Annotated in this window: 25 protein-coding genes; 2 read left to right on the top strand and 23 right to left on the bottom strand. The window is 69.4% G+C overall.

Annotation, left to right across the window (positions count from 1 at the left end):
- Nucleotides 1-183 precede the first annotated feature (183 nt).
- From VGC13_RS05930 to VGC13_RS05860, 15 genes are all read right to left on the bottom strand, one after another.
- Entirely contained in the window at nt 184-1,059 is an 876-nt protein-coding gene (locus VGC13_RS05930) for a DUF3667 domain-containing protein (RefSeq protein WP_331124299.1), read from the bottom strand.
- 34 nt (nt 1,060-1,093) lie between these two features.
- Nucleotides 1,094-1,393 (bottom strand): hypothetical protein, encoded by a 300-nt coding sequence (locus tag VGC13_RS05925; protein WP_331124298.1) that lies wholly within the window; start codon nt 1,391-1,393, stop codon nt 1,094-1,096.
- A 15-nt stretch (nt 1,394-1,408) separates the two neighbouring features.
- Nucleotides 1,409-1,906, bottom strand: coding sequence for a DUF3224 domain-containing protein (locus tag VGC13_RS05920; RefSeq protein ID WP_331124297.1), 498 nt, complete (start codon nt 1,904-1,906; stop codon nt 1,409-1,411).
- Nucleotides 1,907-1,991: 85 nt separating this feature from the next.
- On the bottom strand, nt 1,992-2,597 hold the full coding sequence (locus tag VGC13_RS05915; RefSeq protein WP_331124296.1) for an AAA family ATPase: 606 nt from the start codon (nt 2,595-2,597) through the stop codon (nt 1,992-1,994).
- A gap of 155 nt (nt 2,598-2,752) precedes the next feature.
- A complete protein-coding gene (locus tag VGC13_RS05910) occupies nt 2,753-3,304 on the bottom strand; it encodes a hypothetical protein (protein ID WP_331124295.1) in 552 nt (183 codons plus the stop codon).
- A gap of 70 nt (nt 3,305-3,374) precedes the next feature.
- Nucleotides 3,375-4,133: a hypothetical protein gene (locus VGC13_RS05905; protein ID WP_331124294.1), complete on the bottom strand. Its 759-nt coding sequence runs from the start codon at nt 4,131-4,133 to the stop codon at nt 3,375-3,377.
- A gap of 440 nt (nt 4,134-4,573) precedes the next feature.
- Nucleotides 4,574-6,010, bottom strand: a complete 1,437-nt coding sequence (locus VGC13_RS05900) for an NAD(P)/FAD-dependent oxidoreductase (RefSeq protein ID WP_331124293.1) — start codon at nt 6,008-6,010, stop codon at nt 4,574-4,576.
- 299 nt (nt 6,011-6,309) lie between these two features.
- Complete coding sequence (locus VGC13_RS05895) at nt 6,310-6,783, bottom strand: Mut7-C RNAse domain-containing protein (protein WP_331124292.1); 474 nt, start codon at nt 6,781-6,783, stop codon at nt 6,310-6,312.
- 307 nt (nt 6,784-7,090) lie between these two features.
- Nucleotides 7,091-7,927 carry a maleylpyruvate isomerase N-terminal domain-containing protein gene (locus VGC13_RS05890; RefSeq protein ID WP_331124291.1) on the bottom strand — a complete coding sequence of 279 codons (837 nt, stop codon included), beginning with the start codon at nt 7,925-7,927 and terminating at the stop codon, nt 7,091-7,093.
- 16 nt (nt 7,928-7,943) lie between these two features.
- A complete protein-coding gene (locus VGC13_RS05885) occupies nt 7,944-8,666 on the bottom strand; it encodes a phytanoyl-CoA dioxygenase family protein (RefSeq protein ID WP_331124290.1) in 723 nt (240 codons plus the stop codon).
- Between the two features lie 13 nt (nt 8,667-8,679).
- A complete protein-coding gene (locus VGC13_RS05880) occupies nt 8,680-9,600 on the bottom strand; it encodes a serine hydrolase (protein ID WP_331124289.1) in 921 nt (306 codons plus the stop codon).
- Nucleotides 9,601-9,648: 48 nt separating this feature from the next.
- On the bottom strand, nt 9,649-9,954 hold the full coding sequence (locus tag VGC13_RS05875; RefSeq protein ID WP_331124288.1) for a hypothetical protein: 306 nt from the start codon (nt 9,952-9,954) through the stop codon (nt 9,649-9,651).
- Between the two features lie 563 nt (nt 9,955-10,517).
- Nucleotides 10,518-10,997 (bottom strand): GNAT family N-acetyltransferase, encoded by a 480-nt coding sequence (locus VGC13_RS05870; RefSeq protein WP_331124287.1) that lies wholly within the window; start codon nt 10,995-10,997, stop codon nt 10,518-10,520.
- 318 nt (nt 10,998-11,315) lie between these two features.
- Nucleotides 11,316-11,879, bottom strand: a complete 564-nt coding sequence (locus VGC13_RS05865; protein ID WP_331124286.1) for a hypothetical protein — start codon at nt 11,877-11,879, stop codon at nt 11,316-11,318.
- Nucleotides 11,880-12,137: 258 nt separating this feature from the next.
- A complete protein-coding gene (locus VGC13_RS05860; RefSeq protein WP_331124285.1) occupies nt 12,138-12,623 on the bottom strand; it encodes a DUF1579 domain-containing protein in 486 nt (161 codons plus the stop codon).
- 262 nt (nt 12,624-12,885) lie between these two features.
- On the opposite strand from VGC13_RS05860, the gene VGC13_RS05855 reads away from it, so the two are divergent.
- Nucleotides 12,886-13,149, top strand: coding sequence for a hypothetical protein (locus VGC13_RS05855; RefSeq protein ID WP_331124284.1), 264 nt, complete (start codon nt 12,886-12,888; stop codon nt 13,147-13,149).
- Between the two features lie 803 nt (nt 13,150-13,952).
- Here the strand turns inward: VGC13_RS05855 and VGC13_RS05850 are convergent.
- The 3 genes from VGC13_RS05850 to VGC13_RS05840 all read right to left on the bottom strand — a co-directional run bounded on the left by VGC13_RS05850 (nt 13,953) and on the right by VGC13_RS05840 (nt 17,304).
- The gene (locus tag VGC13_RS05850) at nt 13,953-15,083 is read right to left on the bottom strand and encodes a cellulase family glycosylhydrolase (RefSeq protein ID WP_331124283.1); all 1,131 of its coding nucleotides are present in this window, start codon (nt 15,081-15,083) and stop codon (nt 13,953-13,955) included.
- 74 nt (nt 15,084-15,157) lie between these two features.
- Complete coding sequence (locus tag VGC13_RS05845; protein ID WP_331124282.1) at nt 15,158-15,937, bottom strand: hypothetical protein; 780 nt, start codon at nt 15,935-15,937, stop codon at nt 15,158-15,160.
- The gene (locus tag VGC13_RS05840) at nt 15,934-17,304 is read right to left on the bottom strand and encodes an Eco57I restriction-modification methylase domain-containing protein (RefSeq protein WP_331124281.1); all 1,371 of its coding nucleotides are present in this window, start codon (nt 17,302-17,304) and stop codon (nt 15,934-15,936) included. Before VGC13_RS05840 ends, VGC13_RS05845 begins: the two co-directional genes overlap by 4 nt.
- Nucleotides 17,305-17,717: 413 nt before the next feature.
- Here VGC13_RS05840 and VGC13_RS05835 point away from each other — a divergent pair, with 413 nt between their 5' ends.
- Complete coding sequence (locus VGC13_RS05835) at nt 17,718-18,584, top strand: alpha/beta hydrolase (RefSeq protein ID WP_331124280.1); 867 nt, start codon at nt 17,718-17,720, stop codon at nt 18,582-18,584.
- Nucleotides 18,585-18,674: 90 nt separating this feature from the next.
- On the opposite strand, the gene VGC13_RS05830 is transcribed toward VGC13_RS05835, so the two are convergent.
- From VGC13_RS05830 to VGC13_RS05810, 5 genes are all read right to left on the bottom strand, one after another.
- Complete coding sequence (locus tag VGC13_RS05830; protein ID WP_331124279.1) at nt 18,675-18,938, bottom strand: hypothetical protein; 264 nt, start codon at nt 18,936-18,938, stop codon at nt 18,675-18,677.
- Nucleotides 18,939-19,031: 93 nt separating this feature from the next.
- Nucleotides 19,032-20,306 carry an RNA polymerase sigma factor gene (locus tag VGC13_RS05825; protein ID WP_331124278.1) on the bottom strand — a complete coding sequence of 425 codons (1,275 nt, stop codon included), beginning with the start codon at nt 20,304-20,306 and terminating at the stop codon, nt 19,032-19,034.
- 25 nt (nt 20,307-20,331) lie between these two features.
- Complete coding sequence (locus VGC13_RS05820; protein ID WP_331124277.1) at nt 20,332-20,727, bottom strand: YciI family protein; 396 nt, start codon at nt 20,725-20,727, stop codon at nt 20,332-20,334.
- Between the two features lie 98 nt (nt 20,728-20,825).
- Entirely contained in the window at nt 20,826-21,341 is a 516-nt protein-coding gene (locus tag VGC13_RS05815) for a hypothetical protein (RefSeq protein ID WP_331124276.1), read from the bottom strand.
- Nucleotides 21,338-21,781: a hypothetical protein gene (locus VGC13_RS05810; protein WP_331124275.1), complete on the bottom strand. Its 444-nt coding sequence runs from the start codon at nt 21,779-21,781 to the stop codon at nt 21,338-21,340. The genes VGC13_RS05815 and VGC13_RS05810 overlap by 4 nt, the downstream gene beginning before the upstream one ends.
- Nucleotides 21,782-22,132 lie beyond the last annotated feature (351 nt).

The raw sequence follows: 22,132 nt of genomic DNA, 5'->3' as shown, positions 1-22,132 counted from the left end.
ACTACCTCACGCGTCTTGGCCGCCGCGTCATCGCCGCTGCCTGCCGACTGCGGGAGGGCTCCATCATCCCCGCGCTCGCTGGCCTGTCGGCATAATCACGACCAGCTTGCGCAGGATTTCATCGGTCAGGGACTATTCCCTGTTCCCTATTCCCTGTCAGGCCAGATCAGGTCTCCTGGATCGCTACAGCAACACGCGGAAGGCGGCGGCGATGGCGGAGACCATCCACAGGCCCAGCAGCGCCTGGTAGACCAGGAACAGGCCGAGCGCCTTGCCGGCCGTCATCAGCCACGACTGTCCGTAGACGCGGCGCAGGGCCAGCGCCAGGTACACGGCGGCGACCGCCATGATCGCCATGTTCAGCACGCCCGGGCTGGCGCCGCGGCGGTCGGGAAAGAAGCGCTCCACGATCATCAGCAGCAGGTAGAAGGCGCTCCAGTGCAGCGCGAACACCGCGTGCTCCACGAATCCCCGCCGCGGGCGCCGGTGGAACAGGTGCAGCACCAGCGCGAACAGCAGGACCGAACCCACCAGCAGCGCAGGCAGGTAGCTGGTGACGGTGCTGGTGAAGCGCTCGCTGAACACCTCCAGCGAAATGCCGCGCACGGCGATCCGCGCGCGCGCCTCCTGGCCCATGCTGCCGCTTACCCCCGCCGCGTTCAGCGCGCTCACCACGTTGCCGGTGCGCGGGTCGAAGCGAAAGAACGGGTGGTAGGCGTTGACGAAGAAGAACGCCGCGGCGGCGCCCAGGTACACCTGCAGCGGCTGCGTGTAGCGAATGCGCCGGCCGTCCAGGTACTCGCGCGTAAGCCGGCCCGGGCGCGCCAGCAGCAGCGCCAGCGTGCGCAGGATGCGCGAGTCCAGGCTGGTGAGGTCCGCCGCTGCGTGGCGCGCAAAGCCGCGCACGGTGGTCGTCGGCCGCTCTGCGGCCTGGCCGCAGGCGTGGCAGTACCGGCCCGCCAGCACGGTCCCGCAGTTCTCGCACGCCGCCCCGCCCGCCTCGGCCGGAAGGCCGTCCGTCGGCTGGGGCGCGGCGATGGTGGACGGCGGCTCGTGCATCCTTCGAAATGCGGGGGAGATCGTCAGGCGGCGGTCAGGGCCCGCATTTGGGGCAGCGGGCCACCAGTCCGCCGCCGTCGGGAAGCTCGCGCGCGACCCACGCCCGCAGCGCCGACTTGGTGTCGGCGCAGATCTGCCGGGCGCCCTTGGCCCGCAGCCGGCCGGGATGGACGTCGCGGTCCACCTCGGGGCAGCCGGCGCGGTGCAGCAGCGGCGCGGAGCGCGTGCGGACGGCCAGGATGAAGCCGTCCGGGTGCGTGTTGCGCCACCAGCCGTACTCGGCGTCGTCGGTGAACTCTTCCGTCGCGCTGACGGGATCGGCCGGTTCAGGCATCTTCGTGGGCCGCCTTCAGGGGGTGCCGGGCAGGGTGTAGTCGAACTCGTACCGGTGCTGTCCGCCCTCGTTGATGATGTTCAGCCGCCCCGTCAGTCCCTCCAGCTGGCCGGTGCCGGAGTCGGGGACCACCGTCACGCTGAGCGACGGGGCGCCGCGGTCCATGGTGCCGGTGTGCTGCAGGTAAAAGGTGCCGGTGCGGCCGTGCAGCGTGCCCGTCACCAGCTCCATCGCCACGTAGCCGGCGGAGCCCTGCACGGGGGTCATGGCGGCCAGCATCTCGCCCTTGCCGGTGGCCTCGAGGTCGCCGTGGAACTGCTTGTCGAGCGACATCCTGCCGATGGACGCCGCCGTTTCCTGCGGCACCATCTGTACTTCGAACGTTCCCGTTGCGCGTGTGCTCACTGCGGTCTCCTGCCGGGTGGTGGATGCGGCCTGCGCGCTTGCCGCGGTGCTGGCGGCGAGCGCCAGGCACAGGCCGCCGAGCAGCCCCGCGGCGCGAATGCGGATCATCATCCTGCCCTGGTCGATTGGGGATGGAACGGAAGCCACGTACGTAGCCCGGATGCCCGTCGCCGCGCAAGGGCGTGCGGCGTTCTCAGCCGGACGGCGCGGCCGCGCGAGGGAGGGCGAAGTGGCGGATGACCTGCTCCGCGACGTCCGCCGCCGGCAGGTGCGTGTTGTCGATCCGCAGCCAGTCCTCGCGAGCGTCGAAGCGGCCGGCGGAGTTGAGCTGGTACTCGGCGTCGTTCTGCAGCAGGATGCGGCGCGAGGTAGCGACGTCGCGCTTGGAGGGCTTCTGCGCCAGGCGGAACTCGCCCTCGTTGCGGCGCAGGCGCTCGTCCAGCGTGGCTTCCAGCTCCACGTACAGCACGCGGCCGCCGCGGGCGGTGAAGATGGCGGCCAGGTCCGCCACGGCGGCATGGTCCGACGGGTGGTCGAAGGCCCAGACGTAGGTAAAGATCAGGCCGGCAAGCGGGCTGGCCGCCACCTCCTCGAAGATCCTGCGCCGGAACTCGTGCACCAGCCGCCCGAACGGCGGCGTGCCGAAGGGAAAGAACTGCAGGACCAGGTCGATGGTGTGGTGGTTGTGGAACAGCCTGAGCCCCGTGCGGCGCGCAATCTCGTGCCCCACCGTCATCTTTCCCACGGCCGGCGGACCGATGACGAAGACGAGCGTGGGCGGAAGAGGGGTCTGGTTCATCGCCGCGAAGGGGAATGCGGGGGGGGCTGGATGCGGGGGATGGCCGCGATCCTCGTCGCCGCACCTTACGCGCGGCACCGGCGTACGCACAAGACGCGAAATCGCCCCCGCGGCGCCGACCGAGCGCGGCGGGGCGATGCATCCCGCGGCCCGGCTCAGTCCAGGCCGTACTTGCTGGAGTCGATGCAGGTGATGGCGTGCAGGCCAGCGCCCAGCGGACGGAACGCGTACACCTCGCGCGTGGAGACGCTCTGCAGCGTGCCGGTGGCGCCGATTGTGCTCAGGACCAGGTACACGTCGCCCTGCGGTCCGTTGATGCGCCCCGTAAAGAAGACGTGGTCCGGCACCGCGGTGTGCAGGCTGACGCCGAATACCGAGAAGGTGCGCGTGGGGGAGACGGTCAGGCGGATCTCGCGGCCGGGCTGCAGCAGCTCCATGGCGTTCGCCGACAGGCGGGCCACGTGCACCTTTGCCGCCGTGCGCTCCGAGCGCGCGACCTCCAGAAGCTGCTCCTGCTCTGCCGTGAGCACCGGCGCCTCCAGCAGCGTGAACAGCGGGTCGCCGGAAATCGGCACGTCGGCCATGAACGGCTCGTGGCAGACCGCGGCCTCCTCCCGCGCGACCGGGTCCTCGTTGCAGGCGGACAGCGCCGCGGCCAAGGAAAATGCCAGCAGTGCGCCGGCGCGGCGGATGGATGGTGTGCTCATGCCGATGTCCCTGTTCTACGACGTGGCGGACGGCTGCCAGAGAACGTCCGCCACGCGCGGATGTGACAGGTCAGCGGTGCGCTTCCACGTGCTCGGCGGTGTCCGCTGCCTCCACCTCGTGGGGCAGCAGATCGCAGAAGGCGAAGCGATCTCCCCGCATCACCACCTCACCCACGTCGTACGTGACGGGCGCGCGAAAGCCCGGCCCCGCCGAGACGAAGGTGTGGAACTCGCCGTTCTCGCCGCACGGGTCGATTCCATCCGGCAGGTCCGCCAGCAGCGCCTCGTCGTACGCGCGGCCCGCGAACGCGGCGGGGAGCGCGTGCGTATCCACGCACACCAGCCGCGCGCGGATGCCGCAATCGATCACCTCACGCGCCAGGTCGTGCGTCGGCTGGCCCCAGAGGGGAAAGATGCCGTCGAAGCCCAGCGCCGCGATGCGCGCCTCGCGGTACTGCCGCACGTCCTGGAGGAAGATGTCTCCGAACGCCACCCGCCGTACGCCGGGCTGGCGCTCACGCACGGCACGCAGCGCATCGGCCAGCGCCGCATCGTACGCTTCGTTGGAGCTTTCCGGCTGCAGTGTGACCTCGTGCACCGGCACGCCGATGGAGGCCGCCTGCGCGTGCAGCAGCGCGCGGCGCACGCCGTGGATGCTCACGCGGTCGTACCCCGCCGTCACCGTCGTCAGCAGCCCGACGATTTCGATGCGCGGGTCTTCGCGCAGCCGGGCCAGCGCCAGCGCGCTGTCCTTGCCCCCGCTCCAGCTCAGGATGATCGGTTCCGGACGGCCCACGATGGGAGATGGATGGTTGATGGAAAGCTTCATCGGGCGGCAGGTATCCGATCCCGGGATCTAGCCGCCCTGACTTCCTGAGAGGGTGATGTAAACCCTCAAACTCACAACAAAGCGTTGACTTCCTGAGGGAGCGCTCACGTGGAAACTTGAACTCACACATCCGCCTGCGCGCGACCGAAGGACCTCGTCTGCCCCTCGCGCGGGATGGCTGCCGTGCATGGAAGCCAGCCCCACGGTCTTGCCAGCGAGGTCCTTCGGTCGGCGCACCGGGTCCATGGTATGGCCAAGTTTGGAGTGGGCGCCTCCCTCAGGAAGTCAAAGATGGATTTCCGCGGAAGATCCCGGATGCGGCGGCGCCTCCTTCGGAATGACAGACTGGTGGACGGCCTGGTACGCGGCGGCGTACGCCCCCCCCCGCTCGTCCGCTCACCCGCTCACCCGTTCGTTCACCCCTTCACCCCTTCACCCGCTCACGAATGCGCCGGCGCCTCCATCTTGCGGTCCAGCGCGGCGCGGGCGGCGTAGTAGCCGCACATTCCGTGGACGGCGCCGCCCGGCGGCGTGGAGGCAGAGCAGAGGTACAGCCCCTCGACCGGCGTGGCGTACGGGTTGTGCCGCAGTGCAGGGCGAAAGAACACCTGCCGCAGCGTCATCGCCCCCGCGCTGATGTCGCCGCCCACCAGGTTGGGGTTGTGCGCCTCCAACTCCGATGGCCGCATGACGCTGCGCGCGATGACCAGATCGCGAAAGCCGGGGGCAAAGCGCTCGATCTGGTCCTCCACGGCCTGCGTCATGTCCACGTCGCATCCAAAGGGCACGTGGCAGTACGCCCACGCAATGTGCTTTCCCTGCGGCGCGCGCGAGGGATCGAACAGCGTGGGCTGGACGAGAAGCACGAACGGCGTCTCGGGCACCTTGCCCTCCAGCGGCGCGGCCTCGGAGGCGGCGATCTCGTCCAGGGTGCCGCCCAGGTGCACCGTGGCGGCGCGCGCGCACTCCGGGTTGCGCCAGGGGATGGGCCCGCTGAGCGCCCAGTCCATCTTGAACGATCCCGCCCCGTAGCGAAACCGCTCCAGCGCGCGTCGGTAGCGCCCGTGCAGCCGGTGCCCCGCCACACGCAGCACCTGCTTCGGAGTCAGGTCCAGCAGCACCGTCTTTACGTCCGCGAACTCGTCGATGTTCGTCACCGGCGCGCCCGTGACGATCTCGCCGCCCAGGCTGCGCAGGTACGAGGCGAGCGCCGCGCTGATGCTGCGCGACCCGCCGCGCGCGATGGGCCACCCCACCGCGTGCCCCGCCGCCACCAGCGTAAGCCCGAACGCCGCCGTGGGCGAGCGCGTCAGCGGCACCATGGCGTGCGCCGCGTTCCCCGCGAACAGCGCCCGCGCGCGCTCGCCGCTGAACGTGCTCTTCGCCAGCCCGTACGCGGGGCGGATGGCCAGCCGGCCAAAGCGCGCCAGCAGCAGCGGATGGTCCGGGAACTCCAGCGGGCCCAGCACGTCCTCGGCCAGCACCAGCCACCGCTTTACCCACGGCCGCATCAGCCGCTTCCACGCCCGCGCGTCCTCGCCCAGGCTGGCGCCGGTCTCGTCCATCGACCGCTCCAGCAGTCCCACCGAGCCGTCGTCCAGCGGGTGCGCCAGGCAGGTGGGGGGATGAATCCACTCCAGCCCGTGCTCCGCCAGCGGCAGCGCGCGAAAGAAGGGCGACGACACGCCCAGCGGATGCACCGTGGAGCAGACGTCGTGCAGAAAGCCGGGAAGCGTAAGCTCCTCCGTGCGCGTTCCCCCGCCGATGACGTCCGCCGCCTCGCGCACCACCACCGAGCGCCCGGCACGCGCCATCGCCACCGCCGCCGCAAGGCCGTTTGGCCCCGAGCCCACCACCACCGCGTCAGGAGTCGCCATCGCCCGTTTCGCCTTGCATCCACGCCGAATTCCGTGATGGCTGCCGGCGTGGCACGTCCCGTTCCGCCGCAAAAAGACGGGGCCTCACACAGAGTCAGCAGAGTCAACAGAGGAACGTGCACCCTGCTGACTCCGCCGGCCCCCTTGTGAGTCTCTGTTCCCTGTCCCCCTGCCCCCCTGCCCCCTATTCCCTATTCCCTATTCCCTATTCCCTATTCCCTATTCCCTATTCCCTATTCCCTATTCCCTATTCCCTATTCCCTATTCCCTATTCCCTATTCCCTATTCCCTATTCCCTATCAGATCCACCCCGGCAGCGCGTCCGCCAGCGTCTCACGCATGCGTCGCGCGTGGGATCCGTGCCAGTACACGCGCCCGCAGCCGGGGCAGCGGCGCACCGGGCCGGGCAGGCCGCGGCTGGCCTCTGGCACCAGCGTGGCCGCCTCGTCCGGCGTGGCGTCGCGCAGCTGGCTGTTGCACACCAGGCACCGGCTGAACAGCCGCGCGGGCGGACGGAGCGCGCACGCCGCCACCACCTGCCGCAGCTGCACGAGCGGATCGTCGTCCGTGACCAGCACCGCGCGCTCCGGCCGCAGGTGGTCCACCAGATGGCGGTCGCGCGTAAGCAACACGCGCCCCTCCGCCGCCGCCAGCGCCACCAGCTCCGGGTCGTGCACGGCGGGATCGTACGTGGTGTCGAAGCCCAGCGCCCGCAGCCAGCGCGCGAGCCGGCCCAGCATGGCGTCGGCGAGAAACCGTGTCTCCGTGTGCACTGTCATACCGAGTCCGAGCAACCGCCTGTGACGAATCTCCCGTGATGGAAAGACCTAGCCGCCAAGATAGAGATTCTTCGGTCGGCGCCACGCTTCGGGGGGACGGAAAGCACTGTGCGGCGCCTCCCTCAGAATGACAGGCTTGTCCAGCTCTGGTATTGGTTGAGGCGCGGCTGCCGGGATGAGACGGCAAGGAAAAGTCCGGGCCGTGGCACACGCGGAAAACAAGAGTCACGCAAAGGAGCAGAGCGGCAGGATTCCCTGCTGTTCCGCTCCTCCGCGTGACAATGATCTTTCGATGGATGCGCTACACCATCACCGAGCGCGCCCGGAGCATCGGCTCGGCGAGCGCGGGATCGCCAGTGATGGTGACGCGGGCGCGCGCTTCGTCGGGCGGCAAGGCGTTGTAGAGAAGACGCCAGGCGGTGTCGGCGTCCATCCGCACCCGGGCCGCCGGATCGGCGGGCGCGCCGCGGAGCACGTCCCACCCCGCGCCCTCACGCACCACCGACCAGGTGTTCTCGCCCTCCGCCTCCACCTCGAAGACGACCGTGGTCCCGGGATCGGCCGCCACGTCCTGGTACGTGCGGCGGAACGCGCGGACGGACAGGTCCAGCAGGGGGTGCAGCCAGCACCGCTGCAGCAGGCCCGGCGCGCCGACCGCATCGAGGATCTGCATCTGGTGATGCCAGCGCTCCGTGTACTCGCGGCCCGTGTCCATCCAGCTCTCCGATCGCTCCTCGCCCGCCCACGCCACCGGATAGAGTGCATCGGCGTGGAGGGGCAGCGCGGCGACGTGCTCCGAGACCCAGCGGCCGGTGACCTCCAGCAGGTCGGTGATGATGCGCGGGCTCAGCCGCCGCGCGAAATCCACCCCGCTCGCGTTCAGCCGGTCGATGAAGCCCACCACGTCGGCGAACGACGAAAGCGGCCCGTCCGGCGGCATCTGGTGCCCGTCGCGGCCGGCGGAGAGCTTGCGCAGGTCGCCGTCCAGCAGGTGCGCGGCCACGTGGCGCACGCGCCACGCGCCCGCCACCGTCGGCCGCTCCCAGTCCGCATTGTCCAGCCCGCGCAGCAGGCCGATGAGCTCCGCGTGCAGTGGCGCGAACAGCTCCCGCGTATCGACCGGCGTCAGTGGCTCCATCTTTCCTGCCTTCCGCTCAGTGCCGCTCGTACCACTCCAGCCCGCCGGGAAGCCGTGCCCACTCGGCGGCCACGTATTCGACGTGGATGACGCGGCGATGCGCCGGCTCCAGCGCGGGGGACGACGCGTGCAGCAGGAGCGAGTGGAACGCCAGGATGCCGCCCCGCGGCACCGTGCACACCACCTCGTCCCCGGCCGACCGCCACTCGTCCACCTGGTCCGCGGAAAGCCGGCCGGCGCGGTGCGACCCCGGGATGACGCGCACCGGGCCGTTGCGCTCGGTGCAGTCGTCCAGGTGCAGCCGCACGGCCACCATGCGTGAGAGCACGCCGGCGGGCGGCTGCACGTGCACCACGCCCTCCTTTTTCGTCCATGGCCCGAACCCCGGCACCTCGCGCCGCTCCCGGACGGCAATGGTCAGGTCCTGGTGCCACACCACCTTCCAGTTTGCGCCGGGCGTCTTGTCGAACAGGATCCCTCGCACGGCCAGCGCCCCGGACCCCAGCGCCGCTTCGGCCATGCCGCGCATGGCGGGCGAGGCGGCGAGCGAGCGCACCTGCGGCACGTCGCGCAGCAGGTGCCGCACGCCTCCGCGCGCCCTGCCCGCCTGCTCCGGAAGGCGCTCCACGGCCGACAGCAGCGCGTCGACGGCGGCGGAATCCAGCGCGTCGGGAACGATCGCGTACCCGACGCGCGACAGGCGATCGGACAGCGTGGCGGCGGCGAGGGTCGGTGTCACGGCAGAGTGCGCGTCAGGGAAGCGGGCGCCAGGGATCGGACGGGTTGAAGTGCTGGTACACGGCGCGCGAGACGGCGCGGATCAGGCGGTGGCCCTCGTTGTCGGCGCCGTAGCTCTCGTCCGCCTGGTCTTTGGTGATGATGGCCAGCACGTAGTCGCCCCCCGCCGAGTTCACCAGCAGCACCTCGGACCGCGACCGGTCGACGAAGCCCTGCTTGGACGCGGCCTGCACCGTGGGCGGAATCTGCGACAGGGCCAGGTCGTCCCAGTACGTCTTGGTCAGCAGCCGGTACATTTCCTCCGATGCGCGCGGGCTCACGGCGCGGCCCTCGCGGATCATCACCAGCGCCTCGGCGATCTCGCGGGGCGTGGTCTGGCCCCAGCCGTAGCGGCCGCGCGCCTCCTCGCGCCCCGGCGTGCGCGAGTTGACGCGCGTGTGCTCGAATCCATGCGCCGCCAGCCATTCGTTGACCGCCGCGCCCCCGCCCACCAGCGCCTGGATCCACAGGCTGGCCACGTTGTCGCTCACCGTCAGCATCAAAAACGCCAGCTCCGACAGCGGAAGCGTGTCGCCGGCCACCATGTAGCCGGCGACGTCGGTGGCCTCGACGTAGCGGTAGTTCAGCGTGTCGGGGTAGGGCACCCGCGCGTCCAGGTCAAGCCGCCCCTGCGCCACCTGGTCGTACAGCGCCAGCAGGATGGGCACCTTGACCAGGCTGGCCGTGGGGAACACCGAGTCCGCGTGGATGGCCGCTCCCGCGCCGCTCGGCAGGTGCCGCACGTACACGCCCACCGTGCCGCCGAAGCCGCGGACCAGCGAGTCCAGCGTGGCCGCCAGCACCGGGTCCGTCCGCATGGCGGGCGCCGCATGCTGCGCCTGGACGGGTGCGGAGACCAGCACGATCAGCAGCGAGAGCCGGGCGAATCGGTTCATGGGCGGATGGGGAGGGTGACGTGTGCCGGCGGGATGGACCGGTGCGATCTACTGCACGGCGATCTTGATGATGGCGGCGATCCAGAGCATGGCGACCAGCAGCAGGCCGCCGCGGCGCCCCTCGCCGCACGCCCACCAGAAGGCGCCCACCAGCCCCGTCGCCACCAGCACCAGCGCGATCACCTGCACGGCGGGGGACGCGCCGGTGTAGGGCAGCGCGTACTTCAGCGGAAACAGCACGCCGAAAAAGATGATCAGCCGCATCCGCGGCGACAGCCTGGACGGCCTGCAGGTGGGTCCGGCGGCGAGCGGCGGGACGGGTGCGGCGGGGGCGGACCGGGATGAGATGGCCACGTGCGCTTCAGGGAATGGGATTCACGACGATGCCAGGTCCCGGCCCCGGCGCGATCAGCCAGGGCCGAGTGAAATATAACGAATGATACGGGTGATCGGGCGGGGGCGGAGTGGAGAGCGTCGCGGAGAACTCCCGGAGTGCTCGCACACCCCTGTTGGGTCGATCAGGTCTGTCATTCGAGGCCCGCCCACGCTGCCGCCGGACGAATGCGGCGGAGGTTGCGGTGCCGAGGAATCTACCGTCGGCCCGCGCGAGGGCGGACGCGCCGCGGCGGCGAAACAGCCGGACTGGGCCAGCCACAGGGTGTCGCGGCAGGCCTCGAGGAAACGGAAAGTAGATTCCTCGGTCGCGCGCCGGGCCTGGAGTGGAGGATGGTCCGCGCGGCGCTCCCTCGGAATGACAGATCGGGTGTGCGGCCAGTGACTTCCTGACAAGGCGAGGTGGTGTCGAAGCCCCGCCGGGCGAGCTTTGCGAGCCCAGGGCGGGGCTTCTGGCCCTTCCAGCCGCGGCCTTCAGCCCGCGGCAATGGCCACGACGGTGGCGCGTTCGGCCTGGACGGGGATCACCGCGCAGGATCGTCCTTGGGCGCGACGACCAGCTTCATCGGCACGAAGGCGATGCCGTGCGCGTCCACGCGCGGGCCGGTGGGACGGAAGCCGAACCGCTCGTACACCGGCACGGCGTACAGGCTGGAGTTCACGGTGAACTCGCCGGGATTTCCGTCGCGCAGGGCGTCCGCCATCGCGGCGGTCCAGAGGCGGCGCGCAAGGCCCTGCCCATGGACCGCCGGCGAGACGAACAGGTGGTACAGGTGCCGGTTGTCGCGCACGGCCACTACCCCTGCGAGCGCACCCGCGTCCTCGGCCACCAGGTACCGGAAGTCCGGCGACGCCAGGTAGCCGGCGATCGCGTTGGGCGAGAGGGTGGCGAGGAACGCCTCCGCGCCGTCACCGTCCGGGTGCAGCGTAAAGAAGCGGGATACGCCCAGGATCAGCGCGCTGATGCCGGCTGCGTCCGCGGCGGTCGCTTGGCGAATCTGCATGATGAGGGTCGTCGCTGCGCGTGCATTTCAGGCTGAGAGGGTGTTGCCAAACCTCCCGGCGTGATTGACTTCCTGAGGGAGGCGCCGCCACGCAACTCGCTCGTACACTGCACGTTGGCGCCGACCGAAGGACCTCGCCAGCAGAACGACGGGGCGGGTCCCGTGCCCTGATCTGGCCCCTGCGCCACCGGGACCAGGTCCTTCGGTCGCGCGCAGGCGGTTGTGTGGAATCAGGTTACACGTGGTGCGCTCCCTCAGGAAGTCACCGCTTCGTTATGGGTTTGAGGTTTGGCAACACCCTCTGAGGCTGAGGCTTCGTTACGGCAGAAACGCGGCCGGCGGGTTGGCCGGGTCCACGGTGCGCGGACGGGAGCGCCGGATCACGGACAGGCACATCACCAGCAGCAGCGCCGCGGCGCCCATCCCCGCCCACTGGTCCAGCATCAGCATCACCAGTCCCAGCCCCAGCGTGAGCGGAATGCCCACGATGGCGGTGATGAAGTTGAGCATGGACCCCGCCTTGATCTGCACCCCCGGCCGCCCCGCCATCGCCAGCAGCAGCGCCCGCACGAACGGCGTGTACGTCTCGCGCCGGTCCTCCAGCTTCAGGATTCCGCCAAAGTGAATGTGCTTGAGCTCCAGGTTCTGCGCTCCGCCGCTGATGGCGCAGAGAAAGTAGGCGCGCTGCTTGGTGCGCTCGTACTTCAGGTGCACCTTGCGCACCCGGGCCAGGTCGATGGCCTGGATGGGTACACCCTCCTCTTCCACCACCAGCTGGTCGGGATACAGCGAGTAGGTCCTGTCCTTCTCCAGCACGTTGCGGCGAAACGAGTACCGCGCCAGGCAGGCGGAGGCGGGAGCGGCGGCCGTGGTCATCGTCATGAAGGGTTCGCTCGAATGGAGGGATGAGGAGCGCCGGCGGGGCCGGCTGCGGTCCGAGGGGATCGGGTTCCGCGGGACGGGAGGCGTCGTGGTCGGGGAGCCCGGCAGGGCGGCGGCCGCGCCTGCCGGGCGTGTCGGCGGAGAATGGGGGTCCGCCGGGACGCGCGTGGCGGTCCGCGAAAGCCCGGCGCTGTGCAACCCGCCAGGCGGGCGGGAGTTCCGGCGGAAAGCGGTTGCCAACGCGCCGCCGGGCGGAAGCTACCGCGCGCGCCGGTAGTGCGTGGTCATGAACTGGCGCCACTGGCCGTCGCCGGCCTGAAAGCGGGAGGTCTGCACGCGGTGGTCGTCGGACAGGAACTCCAGGGTGTCGCGGTACTTCGCCGTCTTTCCCTCTTCGGTGTAGCTGGGCCCCTCGGTGTCCAGCGTCAGCACCCGGCCGGCGGCGTCGAGCCGGCCTTCGTAGATCCACAGGTTCGTCATCATCGAGCCGACGAAGGTGCCCACGAAGCGCTGCCTGCCGGGATCGTAGCCCAGCGTCATGACGGACGTGGCGGAGCCGCCTTCGGGCATGCCGCCGCGCGATTCCATCATCATCCACACGCCCTCCAGCGAGCGCACGCTCTCCGTTCCGGAGTCGGTGACGGGCGGCTGGCCGGGCTCGGCTGCCTGGGCCTCCATCTCCCACGTCCACTCGCCCTCCAGCCGCCCCAGCCAGCGGTGCTGATCGGTCTTCAGGTCTGCCATGGTGCCGTCTCCTCGCGAGGGTGAATGCCGCCCATCTACAGGAAGTAAAATCGCGGCGCTCGGGTTCCCGGCGGATACCGAGTGCTGGAGCAAAGCTGGCTTGAAGCGAGCCTTTTGTGCCCTGTCGAGATAGAGCAGCACATCGGGAACCGCCAATAGGTGCGGCGGGTACCGCCAGGGGAGCGCGCAGAAGTACAACGGGATGCGCACGGCGAGCCCGCCGCGCCATCCGCCTCATCTTACCCTTTGTGGGGACACCGCCATGAAACGGCTTTCGCTCACCGTCGAAGACCTGCAGGTCGAATCGTTCTCGACCGCGTCCGCACCCGCGCCCCGGGGCACCGTGGTCGGGCACCAGGTCAACACCTACAACGGCCCCACCTGCATCAGCACCTGTTTTCAGCGGGTCTGCGGCTGCACCTATGGCGAGGACGACGACCACGGCACCTGCAACTACTCGTGCCACCCCAACACCAACTGCGGCGTGGAGTGCCCCACGGGCCCCACGTATCCGGGCTGCGCCTGACCGCTTGCCGCACCGTACCACCTTCTGCGCCCTCCGCCGCCGCGGCCCTCGTGCCGCGGCGGCGTTCTGCTTGCCCGTCTCCCATCCAAACCACGATGTCATCCTGAGGCCCGGCCGCTCCGGACCGTCCTCTCGCACCGCAGGTTGCAGGGCCGAAGGATCTACTCTCCGCCACCTCGAACGTGGTCGCGGCAGCCCCGCGCCGGACGCGCGGCCACGACGGCGCCGGACAGGGCGTGTGGCGGACGCGCGCGGGCGCCGGCTTGGCGGGCTTTGTCTGACTGCAGTGCCGTCCGCGGCACCCGTGCAGGCTGCCGCGTCCGGCCTCCAGGCGGCCGAGAGCAGATTCCTCGGCCCTGCAACCATCGGGGCACTCCTCGACTGCAGCGTGGCCGGGCCTCGGAATGACAGGCTGTGGCGCGTTCAATCAACAAACCACGGTGTCATCCTGAGGCCCGGCCGCTCCGCACCGTCCTCTCGCACCACGGGTTGCAGGGCCGAAGGATCTGCGGTCGGATCGGTCGTGGCCAGATGCGGCAGCCCGCGCAGGAACTGCGGCCACGATGGCGCCGGACAGGGCGTGTGGCGGACGCGCGCGGGCGCCGGCCTTTACGGGCTTTGTCTGGCTGCAGTGCCGTCTGCGGCTGTGGTGCGGGCTGCCGCGTCCGGCCTCCAGGCGGCCGAGAGTAGATTCCTCGGCCCTGCGACCACCGGGGGCATTCCTCGACTGCGGCGTGGCCGGGCCTCGGAATGACAGACTGTGGCGGGACGGCTATACATCCCACGGCTACGCCGCCACGGGCTTAGCGCCCGGCCGTCAGCGCGCGGATCAGCTCCACCTCCGCCTGCCGGTACGGGGTGCCGTCGGTGCGGAAGATGTCGTGGAACCAGACGGGCGGCTCGGCGGAGTACTCGTTCTCCCACGAATCCCACGGGTAGATGGTCTGCGACTTTCCCGAGACGAAGCCCCAGTTGTACGCGTCCACCCGCTGCTCCTTGAAGTACGGCAGAATGCTTTCGAAGGTGCTGCCCCGCGGCCGCGCCATGTACTCCGTGCAGATGACGGGGCGCCCGTAGCGCTGCAGCGACGACACCAGCCGTTGCATGTTCTGCAGCGGGTCGTAGCTGTGAAAGCTGATGACGTCGGAGTTTTCGAGCATGAAGGTAGTGATGGGCGCGGTCTGGCTGGGGTCCAGCCAGTCGCCCTTCCACGGCGCGGCCGTCAGCGGCTGGCTGGGGTTCATCTCCCGCGCCCAGCCGAACGTCCGCCGCAGCAGCGCGTGCGCCATCTGCCCCTTGTTCGCCGGCTCGAACGCGCCGTACGAGCCGCCGTTCACGTTGTCCGGCTCGTTGAACAGGTCCCACGCGATCACCCGCCGGTCATTGGCGAAGCGCCCCACCACGCCCTTCACGTACGCCTCCATCTCGCCGTGGCGCGTGCTGTCGCGCAGGATCTCCGCCCCCGGCGACTGCACCCAGCCGGAGTTGTGCAGCCCCGGCACCGGCTGCCGCTGCCGCCCCGCGCGCGGAAACGGGTCCCACACGGCGTCGAACAGCACCAGCATGGGGCGGATGCCGTGCCGGTCGGCGATGGCCAGGAACTCGTCCACGCGGTTCAAAAAGCCCTGCGGGTCCTGGCGCCAGGCCAGGTCGTGCAGGAACACGCGCATGGTGTTCATCCCCAGCCCCCGCGCCCACCCCAGCTCCTGGTCGATGCGCCGCGGATCCCACGTTTCCGCCTGCCACATCTCCAGCTGGTTGATGGCGGAGGCGGGCGCGTAGTTGGCCCCCACCAGCCACCCCGTCTCGCGCTCCCACGCCTGCGCCCGCTCGGCGGACCAGCGCCCCGGAAGCTGCTGCGCGCCGCCCGTGGCGACGGTGAAGAAGACCGCGAGCAGGACCAGCACGCCGCGGAGAAATCGTGGCTGCTTCATGGAATCAGGTTTGATGAGGGTACATTGGCGGGGCCGCCGCCCGTGCGACAACAATAGTCGCGGGCTTGTCGAGCCTACATATGCCAGCGCGCAGTATACGCTGAACACATCTGCTTTAGCAGACGGTCATATTCCGCGTCTACGTCGATCCCAACCGAATTCGGCCTCGGCAGCATGGGTGGGTTCACATTGTCTATCGATACAGGTACCAGCAGAACAAAATCGTATCCTTCGATGTGCGTGAGTCCTGGCGGTCGGGTAGGAAGGGACCGTAGCAGCTGAATCGTCCGAATTGGGTCGTTCGAGGTGTTCCTGCTTACGGCCCAGCCAAAGTCCTCCCACAGTTTCGCATCGCCGGAGGATAACCGGGGCAGCACAGATGTTCGGAACTCGCGTTCGCGGTCCCGATAGAACTTGCGCACCTGATCAGGCACGTTGAGCACCTTTTCCGCGAGTCCGACGAGTACGGTCGCAATCAACAGTGCTTCCGGGCGCGCAGCGTGGACCGCGCCGAGTACCTTCTTCAAATCATCGAATCGGTTGGTGCGATTACGGTGAGCGGTGATGACGGATTTGTTTTCGACAGCGATCCTGAGCTTGTGAATGTCAGGGTTTCCGTCAGGATCTGGTTCGCCGATGAATAGATCTACCTTTCGGAGTCTGTCGCCGGGGGCGGATACGTTGTTCCAGACCCGGACCACACCACCGTCTATGTCCTGGCGAAGTGGTGCGCAATACGTGAGCAGGTCATTGATGAGACCCGTGCTGACGGTATCCGAGTGGGTCTCCAGGCGGTGGTTGTGGTACCCGGCCCCGGCGATCTCGGCGATAGCGGTGTCGAAGGGTGTAGTCACGCCGCCCATCTGGTAGTCGTCAAAGGGGAGGCGCCCAATTCGATTGCCAGATCTGCTGGCAGGGGGAGCTGCTTGAGCGTATGGCTTTGCAGGCGGAGAAAGCCGTTCGCTGCACGCTGGCAATGCGCGCGAAGCCAGGTGGCGGCGGCGGGTGAGTTCAAGTAGTCGGCGAGAGCATTGATCTGGGCTGGCTCCTGTGGGACAATGTAATACACGGAGTGCCGTGGTATTACCGCGCCACTCCGATCGGCAACGAAGAACGGCTCGGCACAGATGTCCTTGCAAAGCAGCTTGGGACGAAGGAGATCAGCAAGAGGCGGAGTTTCGTGAAATGCATACCATGGCTTCTTTCGTACGCAGGTCCGTGAAAGAAGCTTCTTACGGCGCCAAGGGCATCCGAGATACTGCCCCAGCGCCTCCAGATCGGATTCTGGAATGAGGTCTCCCTCGCGCGTATAGGGGAGCAGCATAACGTTCTTTCGTAGCGAGATTTCCCCTCCGGAGAGATCGCGGCCCGCGATGGTTGGGTATGCAAAACAGCGTAGGTGCGAATCAAGATCCGCAGCGGGTACCACGAAGACGCCGTCCGCGCCGGTCGCGACACCGCAGCTGATTCGCATGGCGACATCCGACAACGTGTGGCTGGAACCTTGAGTCGCAAACCCCTGAACAGAAGGCAGCCATGACCTTGACCCGCGCAAGGTCGCCAGAGTCGTCTCTCCCTGGCGCGTGATCACTCGAGTCGTCTGCCTGCCCTCCATCCGGGACAGTGTTGTAATTATCGGATAGGTAACGAGTTTTTCAAACGTGGATTCGCTAAGAAAGTGCAATTCTTCAACGCGCATTTCGGAGAGTAGCGACCGCAGTGGTGCCGCACTCTGGACGTAAAGGAACTTCTCGGGCGTAATGAACACCATCCGGCCCAACGGGCCTAGAACGCGAAGAGATTGTTCGAAGAAGAGTGAAGAAAGGTCAAATCGCCCCTGCGCCGTATGAAAGGCGGTCCGGTATTGGCTTCGTTCGGCTTCACTCAACCCCGCAAGCCCGACATACGGTGGGTTCCCGATGATGTAGTCGTACTGGCCCACCATCGATGTGAGGAAATCACGCTCCTGGATTTCGATCGCGGGAACTGCGGCGTATCGCGTGCGAAGGTATGCAGCGTGTCGCGGATCAGATTCCACCGCGGTGATCCGTGGAAGGCTAAGCCCCCGGGCGACACACCAGCGGGTGATTCCATCGATGAACGCGCCGCGACCACTGCCCGGGTCGAGGATCCGCGCTTCTGGAGCAGGCGGTCCATCGGCGAACAGTTTCGCGACCATAAGGTCAACGACCCACGCGGGTGTTGCTACGTATCCCTTCACCGGTCAGCAGTAAGAAGGTGAGTCGCCTGGCTTCCAGGCATCGTCTACACTAGCGAGCCCGTGACGGGATTATCATTCCGCTTGGCCATTTAAGCAAGATTCGCGCGATACGCGTATCGAAGATTGACGTTGCGCGACGGATGTAGCCTTTCGCTCCAGCCGCTGCTTTCAGATGCTTCTGCACCTGCCCAGCAGCAAGCGGCCGCACACCAGCAGGAGAGGTCACGTGATCGGGCGCCCTCCCGCGCCCAATGCGGCGGAATGCCGGAGCCTGGTGCCGCCGCACCCTCCCGCGCGCGGATGCACAACGATGCTTCCGCCCCGCCCGCCGCAGCCGTAAGATGGATTTCAGCGGCGACCCCCATCCCGGGCGTCCCGCGCGTCTTCCATCCTTCTCCCGATCCGCCCCGCGCATGCGCATCCTGACCCTCGCCGCCGCGCTCGTGCTCTGCGCCGCCCGCCTGCCGGCGCAGCAGGTCTCGCCCGCCATCTACACCGATCCGCCGCGCGACACGGCGCACCCGGCGCGGATGCAGGTGCTGCACATTCCGTCCGGGGCGGTGCGGATCAACGGGGTGGCGTACCTGGCGGCGGGCGCGGGGGCGCATCCCACGCTGGTGCTGGCGCACGGGCTGCCGGGGAACGAAAAGAACCTGGACCTGGCCCAGGCGGTGCGGCGCGCGGGGTGGAACGCCGTCACCTTCAACTACCGCGGCTCGTGGGGAAGCCCCGGCGCGTTCCGCTTCGGGCAGAACCTGGAAGACGCGGCGGCGGTGCTGGCGTTCTTGCGCGACACCGCCAACGCGCGGGCGCTGGGCATCGACACGGCGCGGCTGGTGCTGGGGGGCCACAGCATGGGTGGATGGGTGACGGCGCACACCGCGGCGCGCGACCCCGGCCTGCGCGGCGCCATCCTGATCTCCGCCGCCGACATGGGGCTGGCGGGGAGCGGTCCCCGCGAGCGGGCGGTCGCGCTGGCCGCCGGCAACATGGAGTCGCTGGCGGGCGTGACGCCGGAGCAGATGGCGGACGAGCTGGTGGCCAACGCGGCGGGGTGGCGCTTCGACGCCGCGGCGCCGGGGCTGGCGGCCACCCCGCTGCTGGTGCTGACCTCCAACGACGGCCTGGCGCCCCATTCGGAGAGCCTGGTGCGCCTGGTGCGCGCGCGCGGCAATCAGCAGGTGACGGTGGTGCACGCCGATACGGACCACGGCTGGTCCGACCGCCGCATCGCGCTGCAGGACGCGGTGATCGGCTGGCTGCAGTCGCTCGCGCCGTAGCCTCGCCCTCGTCCATCCTGCCGGGGCCGGGGTGGAGGCGGCGGGCTGGACGGTCGGAGCGCCGGTCCCACGGTCCACTCCACCGGATGGTCAGATCAGCCAGACCTCCGTGCCGATGGGAATGTCCGTCTTCCGCAGCTCGGCGCCGACAAGGACCGCGCTTCCGGGGCCGCGGCCTCCGATCTCGATCCCGCGAACCGTCGTCGCGACCTGGGATCCGTCGGGCCGCTTCAACAGGAGACCGTCTCCAACCCGTACGCGGAAATCGGAACCGCGCGGCAGGCCTGGGAGGATGACGCACCCCCGTACGGCGATCTGAACAACGTCCTCGACAACGCAGATCAGCGTTTGCATGCTCGCCGGTTCCATGCGAATGGGTCCACGGGATGGCGCATCCTTCGTCCGGTGACCTGGAACACATCATCGGCGAAGCGCCCTCTCATATCATCAACGGCGCCCGGCGGCGAGGCGCGCGGCCTTGAGGGTCAGGTAGTCGCGCTCGGGGATGCTGGCGGTGCGCTGGGCGGCGGCGCGGTAGTGGGCGATGGCGCGCTCGGCGTCGCCCAGGCGCTCGTGCAGGTGCCCGCGGACGGCGTCCAGGCGGTAGTGACCCGGCAGCCGCGCGTCCAGCGGCTTCAGCAGCTCCAGTCCCGCCTCCGGTCCCTGCACCATCGCGGCGGCGATGGCGCGGTTCAGCGACACCATGGGGTTGTCCGACATCCGCTCCAGCACGCCGTACAGGGCCAGGATCTGCGGCCAGTCGGTGTCTTCGGCGCGCGGGGCCTCGTCGTGCAGGGCGGCGACGGCGGCCTGCAGCTGGTACGCGCCCACCGCGCCCCGCGAGAACGCCTCCGAAACCAGCGCCACGCCCTCGGCGATCAGCCGCGGATCCCACAGCGCGCGGTCCTGCTCGTCCAGCGGAATCAGCTCGTCGTGCGGGCCGGTGCGGGCGGCGCGGCGCGCGTCGGTCAGCAGCATCAGCGCCAGCAGCCCCGCCACCTCGCCATCCTCCGGAAGCAGGTCGTGAAGGGTGCGCGCCAGGCGGATGGCCTCGTTGCTGAGGTCGGTGCGCTGCAGCCGCGGGCCGCTGCTGCTGGCGTATCCCTCGTTGAAGACCAGGTAGAGCACGTGCAGCACGGCCCCCAGCCGCGCCGCGCGCTCCACCCCGTCTGGCATGCGGAAAGGGATCTTCGATGACTTGATGCTGGCCTTGGCGCGGCTGATCCGCTGCGCCATGGTGGCCTCGGGAACCAGGAAGGCGCTGGCGATCTCGGCCGTGGTCAGGCCGCCCACGGCGCGCAGCGTAAGCGCGATGGCGGAGGGCGGCGTGAGCGCCGGATGGCAGCACATGAACAGCAGCATCAGCGTATCGTCGCCCTGAACGCCGACCTCCACGTCCGGCGGCGGCACGAACGCCCAGTCGGCCCACACCTGCGTGGCCACCGCGTCCTCGCGGCGGCGGCGGGCCATCTCGCTGCGCAGGTGGTCGGTCATGCGCCGCAGCGCCACGTGGTACAGCCAGCCGCGCGGGTTCGTGGGGATTCCCTGCGCGGGCCACTGCAGGGCCGCCGCGACCAGCGCCTCCTGCACCGCGTCCTCGGCCGCGTCGAAGTCGCCGTGCCTGCGCGCCACCGCGCCCAGCACCTGCGGAGCAAGCTCGCGCAGCAGGTGCCCGACGGCGGATTCGGTGGACTGCGCCGTCACGGGTCCCGGCAATGGCATCAGGGGTTCACGGCTCCGGGGCGGCTTACGAGTCCTTGGGCGGCCCGCTCATCACCTGGCGCACCTCGATGGGCATGTTCAGCGGCACGCCGCCGGGGCCGGGCGCGGCGGACGCCTTGGCCGCCAGCTGGTACGCGCGCTCCGGCGAGTCTACCTCCACGATCCAGAAGCCGGCCAGGAACTCCTTGGCCTCGGCAAAGGGCCCGTCCGTCACCGGCGCGCCGTCCTTGCCGGCGCGCACCAGCCTGGCCTCGCCCGGCGCGGCCAGCCCCTGCGCGTCCACCCACTCGCCCGCGGTCATCAGCTCCTTGTTGAACTGGTGCATGAACCCGATGTGGGCCTGGAAGTCTTGCGGGGACCACTCGTTGACCTTGTAGTCTCCCGTGCCGCGCGGCGCGTGCATCATCATCATGAACTTCATGGCTCGTTCTCCTGTGCGGGTTGGCGGTCGGCGTTGCGCAGAGCAGCCGCGATCGGCGCTTGCATGGAGTAGTCGGAGCCGCCGGCGGGTTCTCTACATCAACCGGGATCGACCGGGCTCGCGGGCGCCGCCGGTCCCCGGGCGGTTGCATCGGCGGGCGCCGCGAGGAGACCCCGGCACTCTTCCAGGATCTGGACGGCGATGTGCGGGCGCTCGTGCGGAACATCGACCCACTCGTCGAGGGCCGCCACGAACCAGCCGAGATCCGGCGGCCAGGCGCAGGCCGCGCACAACGCGGACAGGGCGACGGCGGCATCGTGCGGCGAGATCGCTCCCGAGAGGGCGCGGGCCGCGGTCGCACGGGCGGCAACGCGGCATGCCACGTCCGGCTCCAGGGCGGGGGCGCCAAGATCGCGGAGCACCCTTGCCAGCACCGGCTCGGCATCGTCGCGCGTGGGCCGGGCGAGCCCCGCCAGTTCCCGGAGCGCCTGCGAGTCGGCCCCACTGATCAGAAGCTCCGCCGCGACCTCCGGCAGGTCCTCGGGATTGAGCTGGCCCGTTTGCCACAACGCCCGCAGCGCCGTCGGGCCCATGTCGATGGTGAACGGCTTCATGGCGCCGCGCGCGCGGGAACCCAGCGGTTGTCGATACGGAACGCGTCCACGCGCGGGCGGACGGCGCCGGGCGCGGGCACGCGCCACCACGCCATCAGGTACACGCCGTTGGCCACCGGGACTTCGCGCACGTCATCGCCCAGGACAGCCCGCACGCGGACCGCGCCTTCAGGAGTCTTGCCCCAGACGGTGGCGGTGCCCAGGCCGTGCTCCGCGTCGGTGCGCGTCCAGCCGGGCGCGGTGCCGCCGGTGCCTTCTACCCAGCCGCCGTCCTGGCGGGCCGCGGTGGCGCCGTACAGGCCGGGTCTGCCGTCCGGCGTGGTATCCACCAGCACGTACGCGTCGTCTCCCTCTCGCGCCGAGGCCAGGACGCGGCAGGGGATGCCCGGAAACCAGTCCAGGATCGCTTCCTCAGGGGTCCGGAAGGTGGGCAGTCGCATAGGGGCGGATGGGAGGCCGGGTGCGGCGGCGGATTGCCGGAACGCGCATCGCCAATCGGGCGAGATTTCGCCGAACGCGCAAGGCGGGGACCGGTGAGGGCGGCTGCGTTCCGCAGACGGCGCAGGGTCCGCCTCCTTACCGTGGCAAGCCCGTACGCGTTGCGCCATCCTGCGTTAAAATGAGGCACAGTGTGCCCCGTATAGCCCGCTGTACTTGTGTTTACGCCCTCGGTAGCCCACACTTCTGGACAACCAGATACTGGCGCAGCCGGCACGCTGCGGTTTACGGCGTGGGCATGATCTGCCCGTCTCCGCGCCCCGCCCGTTGCTTCCCACCTCGTCTCGCGTATC

This window comes from Longimicrobium sp. (genome assembly GCF_036399255.1).
Taxonomy (GTDB): domain Bacteria; phylum Gemmatimonadota; class Gemmatimonadetes; order Longimicrobiales; family Longimicrobiaceae; genus Longimicrobium.
This window is presented reverse-complemented; position numbering and strand designations above follow the sequence as displayed.